This is a genomic window from Streptomyces hokutonensis (assembly GCF_042751305.1).
GTDB lineage: Bacteria > Actinomycetota > Actinomycetes > Streptomycetales > Streptomycetaceae > Streptomyces > Streptomyces hokutonensis_A.
The window spans coordinates 292,550-302,656 of the sequence record NZ_JBHYWD010000001.1; the positions used below are offsets into that span (position 1 = coordinate 292,550).

The window sequence follows — 10,107 nt, forward strand, 5'->3', positions numbered from 1 at the left end:
CGGTAGCCGAAGAGGGACTCGGTCTGGGCGTTGACGAGTTTGATGGTGCCGGTGTCGTCCACGATGACCATCGCGTCCGGGGCCGACTCCAGCAGACTCCGGAACCTCTCCTCGGCGGCCTTTCGTTCGCTGACGTCGCGGACGGCGGCGGAGACGAGGAGGCCGTCGGTGGTCTCCAGGGGGCTGAGGCTGATTTCGACGGGGAATTCGCTGCCGTCCTTGCGGAGGCCGTGGAGTTCGAGGCCTGCGCCCATGGGGCGGACTTGTTGGGTGCTGATGTATCCGTTGCGGTGGACGGCGTGGTGGGCGCGGAAGCGGCCGGGGATGAGTATTTCGACGGGGCGTTCGAGGAGTTCTTCGCGTCGGTAGCCGAAGAGGGACTCGGTCTGGGCGTTGACGAGTTTGATGGTGCCGGTGTCGTCCACGATGACCATCGCGTCCGGGGCCGACTCCAGCAGAGCCCGAAACCTTTCCTCGACCGCTTCCGGACCGCTCGCCGACGCCGCCGTGATCGTGTCGTCCATCTCTGCCCCAACCGCGTGGATTCTGACGGTGATCCGGGTAATACCAGCGGATTCCTGGACTCTCCGGGCCCGCCTGCCACTTACTGGCCCGACAACGGCGGAACCTGCCCGTAGGCGACCGAGTTCCACCGTCCCCTGCCTGCGGTGCGACACCCGGTGCCCGGAACCCGCGGCACGGCCTCGTACGCTCGCCCCATGCCCCCGCACATCCTGATCCTCGGCGGCACCACCGAGGCACGCGAGCTGGCCGCCGAGCTGGCGGTACGGCACCCCGAGGACCGGGTGACGACCTCGCTCGCCGGGCGGGTGTCGCGGCCGGGGGCGCCGGCCGGGGAGGTACGGATCGGCGGGTTCGGCGGTGCCGAGGGGCTGGCCGAGTGGCTGCGGGAGCAGCGGGTGGACGCGGTCGTCGACGCCACGCACCCCTTCGCCGAGTCGATCACCGCGAACGCGGCACGGGCCGCGAAGGACACCGGGCTGCCTCTCGTGGTCCTGCGCAGACCCGGCTGGCGCCCGCTCCCCGGAGACCGCTGGCACCTGGTCGCCTCACTGCCCGAGGCCGCCGACCTGCTGCCCCGACTCGGCCGCCGCATCCTCCTCACCACCGGGCGCCTCGGCCTCGCCGCCTTCGCCCACCTGCCCCAACTGCACTTCGTCGTACGGTCGGTGGAGCCGCCCGAGCCCCCGATGCCGCCGGACGTCGAAGTGCTGCTCGCACGCGGCCCCTTCACCCTGGCCGACGAGACGGCGCTGCTCCGCGAGCACCGGATCGACGTGCTCGTGACGAAGGACAGCGGGGGAGCGGCGACCTCGGCCAAACTCACTGCCGCGCGGGAGGCGGGCCTCCCGGTGGTGGTCGTACGAAGGCCGCCGTTGCCGGAGGGTGTGCGAGCGGTGCCCGATGTCGCCGGGGTGCTGGAGCGGCTGGGGCTCAGCCCGGGGCGATGACCGTGGCCCGGAGACGGTCCACCGCGCGCAGCATCTCGTCCCGGTTCTTGGCACTCTTCATCCAGGCGGGGAGTCGGGCGACCAGCGTCATCTTGCGCCCGGTGTCGTACCAGGGCGCGCGTTCGCGCAGGTCGGCGGCGACGAACCGCCTGATCAGGTCCAGGTGTTGGAGGTTGTACGCCCACAACTCCCCGTGTCTGGTCCCGGTCCGCAGCCACAGGGCCGGCCGGGGGCGGTCGGAGGGACCGGTGTTGATCCGGCACAGGCCGCACGACCGGCAGACCAGGCGGGTGTGCGGATACCTCTTCCCTTCGGCGTCCGGCGGGGTGCACGGGCGCCGTTCGAAGTGGGCGATCCGTTCGCAGCGCGGGCACCGCACCAGCGTCGACGACGCGAAGTCGGCGAGCGTGGCGCGCGGGTCGTGGAAGCGCACGGGCGTAGGGGACATGCCGTGAGTGTGACCGCGGCTCCGCTTGCCCGGCACCTGGTTTTCAGGAGGCGGAGCTCTCCGCCAACTCCGCCGGGCGCTGCGGGAGTCCGGAGCTCAGGTCCTCCACCAGGAGGCGCTTGGCGATGGTGTCGACGGCGGCGCGCAGGTCGGCGTCCGAGGGGCGGCCGATGTCCTGCTGAACGCGGGACTCCAGCCAGTTGCCCCATGCCCTGCCGATGATCTCGGCCTCGCGTTCGCCCGCCGCGGTGTGGGAGAGGAGGTTGCCGGTGCGGGTGAGGTAGCCCTCCTCGACCATGCGGTCGAAGACCGGGAGGAGGACTTCCGGGGGCATGTGCCTACGAGCGGCGATCAGGCCGAGGCTCGCATGGCCGACCAGTCGGCCGAACAGTTCGACCTGCATCACGGCCCAGGCGCCGGCGATGTCGAGGCGGGTGTCGGAGTCCGTGATGATCCGCCGGGCGGTGTCGAGGTCCGTGCTGCCGATGACCTTGCCGACGGCCGCTTCGAGGAGCCGTTGCGAGTCCCCGCCGCGCGGTGACGCGAAGCCCTCGCCCATGTCGGTGGAGCCCATCCGCGCGCTGTCGCGCAGCTCGACCTGCTTGAGGAACAGGGCGACCACGAAACCGATCACCGCGACCGGGACCGTCCACCGGAACACGGTCTGGATGGTGTCGGCGTACGCGTTGATGATCGGCGCCGCGGTGGCGTGCGGCAGCCTGTGCAGGCCCTCGGGGCTGGTCGCCGCCTTGGTGATGACGACGGGGTTCAGCGCGCTCGTCCTCGCGGCCGAGGCGATCCCGTCCTTGAGGTTGGGGGCCAGGCTGTTGGCGTAGATCGTGCCGAAGACGGCGGTCCCGAACGAGCTGCCCAGCGTACGGAAGAAGGTGACGCCGGAGGTCGCGGTGCCCAGGTCGGTGTACTCGACGGTGTTCTGCACGGCGATCGTCAGCACCTGCATGCACAGCCCGATGCCGGTGCCGAGCACGAACATGTACACCGACTCCAGGAACGCGCCGGTGCCCGGACCCATGAGGGACATCAGATACAGCCCGACGCCCATCACCGCGGAGCCGATGATCGGGAAGAGCCGGTACTGGCCGGTCTTGCTGACCACGTTGCCGCTGAAGACGGACGCGATCGGCAGCCCGATCACCATGGGCAGCGTCCGCACACCGGAGACCGTGGCCGAGTCGCCGTCGACGTACTGGAGGTAGGTCGGCAGATACGTCAGCGCGCCGAGCATCGCGAAGCCGACGATGAAGCTGAGGATCGAGCAGACCGCGAACACCGGGTTGCCGAACAGCCGCATGGGCAGCATGGGTTGCTCGGCCCGCGTCTCCACCCAGCAGAACAGGGCGAGCGCGATCGCGCCGCCCACGAACAGGCCGATGATGGTCGCCGAACCCCACGCGTACTCGTTGCCGCCCCAACTCGTCGCCAGGATCAGGGAGCTCGCGCCGACCGCGACCAGCGCGATGCCCAGATAGTCGATGACGGGACGCACCGCCGACTTGACCACGGGGATGGTGCGGGCCGCCGCGATGACGACGACGATCGCGATCGGCACGTTGACGTAGAACGCCCAGCGCCAGGTCAGATGGTCGGTGAACAGGCCGCCCAGCAGCGGTCCGATGACCGTGGCCACGCCGAAAACCGCGCCGATCGCGCCCTGGTACTTGCCGCGCTCCCGCAGCGGGATGACATCGGCGATCAGCGCCATCGCCGTCACCATCAGCCCGCCCGCGCCGATGCCCTGCACCGCCCGCCAGGCGATCAGCAGCGTCATGTTGGTGGCGAGACCGCACAGGAACGAGCCCGTGATGAACACGATCGCCGAGACCTGGAAGACCACCTTGCGGCCGAACAGGTCACCGAACTTGCCGACCAGCACGGTCGCCACGGTCTCCGCCAGCAGATAGGCGGTGACCACCCACGACATGTGCGCGGCGCCGCCCAGGTCCGACACGATCGTCGGCAGGGCGGTGCCCACGATGGTCTGGTCGAGGGCCGCCAGCAGCATGCCGAGCATGATCGTCACGAAGACGACGTTGCGGCGGCGCGAGTCCAGTACGGGGGGCTGCTGCGCGGAGGGCAGCGCGGTTTCCTCGGCGACTGTCACGAGGTCACCTTCACACCGATGGCCCCTTCTTGCACAGTGGGCGGGTCCGCTCGGGTACTGCTCCGCGGGCTACTCCGCAGCCGGGTGCCGGCGCAGCAGATACGTGTCCATGATCCAGCCCTTGCGCTCCCGGGCCTCCGCGCGCAGCCGCTCGATGTGCGGGGAGGCCTCGGCTATCGGCCCGGAGGCGAGGATCTCGTCCGGGGTGCCTATGTAGGCGCCCCAGTAGATGTCGATGTCCTGGTCGGCGTACTGCCGGAAGGCCTGCCGCGCGTCCAGCATCACGACCACGTCGTCCACCCCCTCGGGGAACCCCTCGGACAGCCGCCGGCCCGTGGTGATCTGCACCGGCCCGGCCACCCGGTTCAGCCCCGTGCGGTGCCGGGCGACGAGCGCCGAGACACTGCTGATGCCGGGCACGACGTCGTACGTGAACGCCACCGCGCCCCGCGCCAGGATCTCCTCCAGGATCCCGAGCGTGCTGTCGTACAGCGAAGGATCCCCCCACACCAGGAACGCGCCGCTCTCGTCCTCGCCCAACTCCTCGGTGATCAGCCGCTCGTAGATGTCCGCGCGGGCACTGCGCCAGTCGCCGACCGCAGGCGAGTACGCGGCGCCGCCGGCCTTCCGGTCCCGCTCCGGGTCGCGCGCCTCGACCAGGCGGTACGTCCCCTCGGGTATGTGCGCGTCGAGCATGTCCCGGCGGAGCCCGGTGAGGTCGGATTTCACCTCGCCCTTGTCGAGGAGGAAGAACACGTCGGTGCTCCGCAGCACCCTGACCGCCTGGAGGGTCAGCTGCTCGGGGTCGCCCGCACCGATACCGATGACATGAATCTTTCGCACGCCCCCGAGTCTGCCCCACGCCACTGACAGTCCATGCACCGCACCGGCACCGACCGGCTACGACGCTCCACGCAGCCGGGGCGCCCGTGCCCGGGCGTCCACGTCCCCACCGCCCCGCTCCACCTCGTCCCCGAGCCCCCGCGCCCACGCGGCGACCCCCGCGAGATCCATCCCGTACGGCCGCTCCCGCCCGGTCAGGGCCGCCCACTCCTCTACGCCGCCGGCCCCGCGCCGCAGCAGCCGGGTGCCACCGGTGACGTTTCCCCGGGCCGCGTGCGTGAGCCCCACCGCGAGCTGGGCGAGCCCGCGCCACAGGGCCCGCTCCTCGTCCGGCCCCGACTTCCAGGCGTCCTCGAACACCTCGTGCGCGTGGAACGGCTTCCCCTCGTCGAGCAGCGCCTGCGCCTCGACGACGGTCTCCTCCGGCGCCCGCACGACGCCCTCGGGCTGCCGCGCCACGCCGTCCGCGCCGTACGGCAGCGGCCGCCCGAGCCCGTCCCGGGGCCGGGCATTGCGCGCCCGCCCCGCACCGTCCCGGTCCCGCAGGTCGTCCGTACCGTCCGCACCGTCCGAGGATGTGTCGCTCATACGACGATTGTCCCGCGCCCGCCACCGGCTTCGGCGCACCCCCGGGCGTGGGGTAGGCTGCTGTTCGCGCGATCACGCGGTTCACCGCAGGAAAACGCACCGGGACGTGGCGCAGCTTGGTAGCGCACTTGACTGGGGGTCAAGGGGTCGCAGGTTCAAATCCTGTCGTCCCGACTCTATGGAGTCGCAGGTGAGGGGCGGTTTCGGAGGAATCCGAAGCCGCCCCTCGATCGTTTGCGGTCACGGCTTGCGGGCGACCGCCCCGTACATCGCGATGTCCTCGTCGCGTATGTTCTGCTCGCCCGTGCCGTCCGGGTGCCACTTGTGGACCTGGACGATGCCGGGTTCGACCAGCTCCAGCCCTTCGAAGAACTCGTGGGCCTCGTCGATGGTGCGCAGCCGCATCGGCATGTCGCGGGCCGCGTACTCGCGGGCGACGCGCCCCACCTCCTGCGGCGCGAACTCGGCGGTGCCGATCGACATCGCGAGGTAGCTGCCCGAGGGGAGCGGCTCCAGCAGGCGCCGTACGACGCCCACCGCGTCGTCCGCGTCGAGCATGAAGTGCACGATGGCGATCACCGTCAGCGCCACCGGCCGGGAGAGGTCCAGGGTCTCCCGCAGCTCCGGCGCGGCGAGGATCGTGGACGGTTCACGGAAGTCGGCCTCGATGTACGACGTCCTGCCCTCGGCCGTGCTGGAGAGCAGACCCTGGGAGAGGGTGAGGACGATGGGGTCGTTGTCGACGTAGACCACCCGTGACTCGGGAGCCACCTGCTGGGCGATCTCGTGCAGGTTCGGGGAGGTGGGGATGCCGGTGCCGACGTCCAGGAACTGGCGCACGCCCGCCTCCTCGGCGAGCCAGCGCACGGCCCGGTTCATCCAGTCCCGGTTGGCGCGCATGTGGATCGGGAGCGCGGGCCACTCCCGGGACATGGCGTCGCCCGCCTCCTTGTCGGCGGGGTAGTAGTCCTTCCCGCCCATGATGTAGTCGTAGATCCGCGCGGAGTGCGCGTGCTCGGTGTCGATGCGGTCGGCCGGCCATCCGTTGTCGGGCAACGCCGTGTCTCCCATGTGAGTTGTGAAGGTTCGGGACGAACGCTCAGTAAAAACAAGGGGGTTCACAGAAGGAAGTCGGCGTCACCCGCCTTCACGCCCGAAACGAAGCTTGTCATTTCATGAGGTGTGAAAACCAGCGCCGGGCCGTCGGGGTCGGTCGACTGACGTACGGCGACGCGTCCGTCGGCGAGCTTCTTCACTTCCACGCAGGCGCCCCCCGCGTCGTCGCTCCACGGCTTGGCCCAGCCGCGCGCGCCCAGGTTCCGGGACGGTATGCCGTTGCGTATGTGGTGGTGCACGTCAGAGCTCCTTGCGAATCGCACCGAGGAGGGCCTCGGTCTTGCGGGCGGGCGCCGCCTGGGCGCCCAGCCGGTCCAGGGCTTCGCGATACACCACGACGTCGTCGCTCTTGTCCAGATAGACAGCGCCCACCAGGCCGTTGAGATAGACGACGTCGGGCAGTTCGGGTGCCCGGAACCGGAAGAGGTGGAACGCCCCGGCCCGCATGGCCGGGTGCGGGCCGTTGGCGAACGGCATGATCTGCAGGGTCACATGGGGCAGCCGGTTGACCTCGATCAGGTGGTCGATCTGGGCGCGCATCACCGCGGCGCCCCCGACCGGCCACCGCAGCACCGTCTCGTCCATCACGACCCACACCCGCGGCGGCGCATCGCGGGTCAGCAGCTCCTGGCGGCGCATGCGCAGGGCGACCCGGCGCTCCGTGGCCTCGGCGGGCGCGTGCGGATTGCCCGCGCCGAGCAGGGCCCGTGCGTAGTCCTCGGTCTGCAACAGGCCGTGGACGAACTCGTTCTCGTAGGCGCGGACCTGCAACGCCGCCTGCTCCAGGCTCAGATACGCGGCGAACCAGTCCGGCATGACATCGCGGTAGGTGTGCCACCAGCCGCGCTTGCTGGCCTCGCGGACCGACTTCAGGAAGGTGTCGATCTCCTGACGGTCCGTCACCCCGTAGACCTGCAGCAGCTTTTCGGCGTCCGCCAGGCGCAGCCGGGCCACCTTGGCGGCCTCCATCCGGCGGATCGTGGAGTGGCTGACACCGATGGCCGCGCCCGCCTCCTCGTACGTGAGGCCCGCGCGGGTCCGCAGTTCCTCCAGCTGACGGCCGAGGATCATGCGCAGGACGGAGGGGACGCCGCCCCAGTCGGTCTCTGCGGTCACGGTCTACCTCCCTTGCGCCTCCAGCTCCGGGCGGCAGTCTGGCAGGGGTTCGCTCTTCACAGACTTTTTCGATCACTTCCTGGCGGAAGCAGCATGCACTTCGCGACGTGCAATTTTCAACTTGCCGGTTGCGATGCGTTGTTGGCAGGTGCCACAGTAAGTACGTCGTCACAGCTCGTCGAAGAGCTGGACGGCGCAGCCCAGTTGGGGGAAAGGGCTGTGACCTGCGTTGGCCCGGCAGGGTCGCCGTCCGCACCTCGTGCGCGGCCGGTCGGCGCGTTACCGGCACCGCCCAGGGTGCGAGGCACACGAAAGGCGTACGGCGATGGCTCCGCCCTCTGTCCCCCAGCCGTTGGATCGACCTCCCGGAGGCGGGCGCCCTGGCCGACTCCCTGGGCCGCAAGGCCCCGGCCCGCTCGTCTCCGGGAACCAACACCCGCGCCACAGCCACCTGTTCGGCCTGCCGGCGACCCCGGCTTCGGTCGGCCTGGCCCGCAGAACCGTGGACGAACTGCTCATCGCGTGGGGCGTCCGCCAAGCCGTCCGGGACAACGCTGTCGTCGTGACCTCCGAGCTCGTCACCAACGCGCTCACGCACTCCGCGAGCGACTGGATCGTCTGTGAGGTCCGGACCACGGACGGCATCCTCCGGATCGAGGTCGAGGACCAGAACCGCGGTTGCACGCTCCCGGCACCCGGTATGCCCGGCCCCGACGACCAGGGCGGCCGCGGTCTCCTGCTCGTCACAGCACTCAGCAGCGACTGGGGCACGGCGGACGTCCCGCACCGGTCCGGGCGGATCGTCTGGGCCGAACTGACCACGGACGAGGACAAGCCCGCCCCGCCCTGACGCGCGCCCGCGCCTCCCCGCCCGGCCCATCCCCCACCCGGCCGAAGGGTCCCCCCCCATGTACCGATCACGCAGCCGCGACCCGATCCCGTCCCCCTCCGAGCCCTCGGCTCACGGCTTCGCCCCGCCCCCGAACCCCGCCGAGCCGCCGACGCACGACCGCGTCCGCCGCGGACGTCTGGTGATCCCCGCGCCGTTACGCGCGAGCCTCGGCTACGACGCCGTGGGCATGCCCCGGGAACACGGGGAGCGCATTCTGGACCGTCTGCAGCGGGTCGGCTGCATCTTCGCCGACGCCCGGCGCTGGTGGTGGATCGTGCCGGCCGGCTCGCACATCGGCGTCATCTGGCCGCCGTCCATCAGCTATGCGATCGGCGCCCAGATGGCCGACCCCTCCTGGACCAGCACCCGCCCGAAACCGGGCCGGGAGCATCCCCGGCTGATCCATTCCCCCGAGACCGGGCAGCCCTACACACCGCCGATACCCCTGTACTTCCTCACCTGCCGCGTCGCAGGCAGCACCCCGCTCTGGTCCCTGGACTCGGCGAACTGACCAGCCGCACCCGGCAGATGGCGGCGATCCGGCCGGGGACCGGAGGGTGTCGGTTGGAACACCCCCGATCCGGTCCTCAGGCCCAGGGACTGTGTGTGCCGTCGGCGGCAGGATTCAAGGTGTACCGAATCCACCACACGGAAATTCCGGGGGACACCATGAACGAAATGTCGGCCAGGCGTCTTGCGGGCGGTGCGGGAATCGCCGCCGCTGCCCTTCTCATCGTCGAGGTTCCGCTCTACTTCATCTATTCGGGACCGCCGCCGGACGCGAATGTTCTCTCCCGGCTGCTGATCGGGATCGTCGCGCTGGCGTTCCTGCTGGTGTTCGTGACGGCCTTCCGGGAACTGGTGAAGCGGGTGAGTCCCGAGTACGAGTGGGCCGGTTCCCTGGCCTTCACCGCGGGGCTGGTCTACACGACGGTCACGCTGGTCTCCAGCGGTCTGGAAGCCGGTGCCGTCATCGCCGCCGACCATCCGATCGACCCGACGATCGACGTCAGCGGCACCTACATTCTCTACGGGTCGATCTCCCGGCTCATGCTCGCGTTCTTTCTGACCGCGCTGGGATTCGTCGTCTCCCGCACGGAACTCCTGCCGCGCTGGACCAGCAGGTCGGCCTATGTTCTGGCCGGGATCAATCTGGCTTTCGTACCGTCCCTGTTCTTCGGGAATTCTCCCGCGAATTTCTACGCGGCGAACGGCTGGGGCACCACCGCTCTCATGGGTGCGATTCTCAGCTATTGGCTGCTCGCGCTCGGTATTTCCACCTACCGCAGCGCGAAAGCTCTGGCAGTATCCCCAGTGCGGAACTGACCGCGCGAAGACACCCCTTGTGCGGTCGCCATACCCAGGGAGGGTATGGTGACCGCATGGCCACTCCCGAGCATCCCGCAGCGCCGCACCCCCCCGCCGGGGCGGGGGGGGGCGCGCGGGGTCCAGCTCATGGGGGGAGCTCACGCCGCGGGGCGCGCCGGGCCGCGCGCCCCCACCACCCCCA

At 70.3% G+C, this 10,107-nt stretch carries 12 protein-coding genes and 1 tRNA gene; 5 read left to right on the plus strand and 8 right to left on the minus strand.

Annotation, left to right across the window (positions count from 1 at the left end; genetic code table 11):
* Positions 1–524 (minus strand): PAS domain-containing protein (locus tag ACFXC1_RS01290; RefSeq protein ID WP_381237143.1); only part of this gene is annotated, 524 nt, incomplete at its 3' end.
* A 195-nt stretch (positions 525–719) separates the two neighbouring features.
* On the opposite strand from ACFXC1_RS01290, the gene ACFXC1_RS01295 reads away from it, so the two are divergent.
* Positions 720–1,472, plus strand: a complete 753-nt coding sequence (locus tag ACFXC1_RS01295) for a cobalt-precorrin-6A reductase (protein WP_381237145.1) — start codon at positions 720–722, stop codon at positions 1,470–1,472.
* Here ACFXC1_RS01295 and ACFXC1_RS01300 read toward each other — a convergent pair.
* From ACFXC1_RS01300 to ACFXC1_RS01315, 4 genes are all read right to left on the minus strand, one after another.
* The gene (locus ACFXC1_RS01300; RefSeq protein ID WP_381237148.1) at positions 1,456–1,920 is read right to left on the minus strand and encodes a hypothetical protein; all 465 of its coding nucleotides are present in this window, start codon (positions 1,918–1,920) and stop codon (positions 1,456–1,458) included. The genes ACFXC1_RS01295 and ACFXC1_RS01300 overlap by 17 nt on opposite strands.
* A gap of 43 nt (positions 1,921–1,963) precedes the next feature.
* A complete protein-coding gene (locus ACFXC1_RS01305; protein WP_381237150.1) occupies positions 1,964–4,042 on the minus strand; it encodes an MDR family MFS transporter in 2,079 nt (692 codons plus the stop codon).
* Positions 4,043–4,111: 69 nt separating this feature from the next.
* Positions 4,112–4,885, minus strand: coding sequence for a precorrin-6A synthase (deacetylating) (gene cobF / locus ACFXC1_RS01310; RefSeq protein WP_381237152.1), 774 nt, complete (start codon positions 4,883–4,885; stop codon positions 4,112–4,114).
* Between the two features lie 57 nt (positions 4,886–4,942).
* A complete protein-coding gene (locus ACFXC1_RS01315; RefSeq protein ID WP_381237155.1) occupies positions 4,943–5,473 on the minus strand; it encodes a DUF309 domain-containing protein in 531 nt (176 codons plus the stop codon).
* 100 nt (positions 5,474–5,573) lie between these two features.
* Between ACFXC1_RS01315 and ACFXC1_RS01320 the strand changes: the two genes are divergently transcribed.
* Positions 5,574–5,647: transfer RNA gene (locus tag ACFXC1_RS01320), tRNA-Pro, on the plus strand.
* A gap of 66 nt (positions 5,648–5,713) precedes the next feature.
* Here the strand turns inward: ACFXC1_RS01320 and ACFXC1_RS01325 are convergent.
* The 3 genes from ACFXC1_RS01325 to ACFXC1_RS01335 all read right to left on the minus strand — a co-directional run bounded on the left by ACFXC1_RS01325 (position 5,714) and on the right by ACFXC1_RS01335 (position 7,705).
* On the minus strand, positions 5,714–6,529 hold the full coding sequence (locus ACFXC1_RS01325; RefSeq protein WP_381237156.1) for an SAM-dependent methyltransferase: 816 nt from the start codon (positions 6,527–6,529) through the stop codon (positions 5,714–5,716).
* 62 nt (positions 6,530–6,591) lie between these two features.
* Entirely contained in the window at positions 6,592–6,828 is a 237-nt protein-coding gene (locus ACFXC1_RS01330; protein ID WP_381237159.1) for a DUF397 domain-containing protein, read from the minus strand.
* A gap of 1 nt (position 6,829) precedes the next feature.
* The gene (locus tag ACFXC1_RS01335; RefSeq protein ID WP_381237162.1) at positions 6,830–7,705 is read right to left on the minus strand and encodes a helix-turn-helix domain-containing protein; all 876 of its coding nucleotides are present in this window, start codon (positions 7,703–7,705) and stop codon (positions 6,830–6,832) included.
* Between the two features lie 325 nt (positions 7,706–8,030).
* On the opposite strand from ACFXC1_RS01335, the gene ACFXC1_RS01340 reads away from it, so the two are divergent.
* The 3 genes from ACFXC1_RS01340 (at position 8,031) to ACFXC1_RS01350 (ending at position 9,923) form a co-directional block, all read left to right on the plus strand.
* Entirely contained in the window at positions 8,031–8,555 is a 525-nt protein-coding gene (locus ACFXC1_RS01340; protein WP_381237165.1) for an ATP-binding protein, read from the plus strand.
* Between the two features lie 58 nt (positions 8,556–8,613).
* Entirely contained in the window at positions 8,614–9,108 is a 495-nt protein-coding gene (locus tag ACFXC1_RS01345) for a hypothetical protein (RefSeq protein ID WP_381237167.1), read from the plus strand.
* A gap of 158 nt (positions 9,109–9,266) precedes the next feature.
* The gene (locus ACFXC1_RS01350) at positions 9,267–9,923 is read left to right on the plus strand and encodes a hypothetical protein (protein ID WP_381239382.1); all 657 of its coding nucleotides are present in this window, start codon (positions 9,267–9,269) and stop codon (positions 9,921–9,923) included.
* Positions 9,924–10,107: the final 184 nt, after the last annotated feature.

Coding starts and splice junctions, on each gene's coding strand:
- ACFXC1_RS01350 (WP_381239382.1), top strand. CDS start 9,267: ATGAACGAAATGTCGGCCAGGCGTCTTGCGGGCGGTGCGGGAATCGCC.
- ACFXC1_RS01300 (WP_381237148.1), bottom strand. CDS start 1,920: ATGTCCCCTACGCCCGTGCGCTTCCACGACCCGCGCGCCACGCTCGCC.
- ACFXC1_RS01315 (WP_381237155.1), bottom strand. CDS start 5,473: ATGAGCGACACATCCTCGGACGGTGCGGACGGTACGGACGACCTGCGG.
- ACFXC1_RS01340 (WP_381237165.1), top strand. CDS start 8,031: ATGGCTCCGCCCTCTGTCCCCCAGCCGTTGGATCGACCTCCCGGAGGC.
- ACFXC1_RS01295 (WP_381237145.1), top strand. CDS start 720: ATGCCCCCGCACATCCTGATCCTCGGCGGCACCACCGAGGCACGCGAG.
- ACFXC1_RS01345 (WP_381237167.1), top strand. CDS start 8,614: ATGTACCGATCACGCAGCCGCGACCCGATCCCGTCCCCCTCCGAGCCC.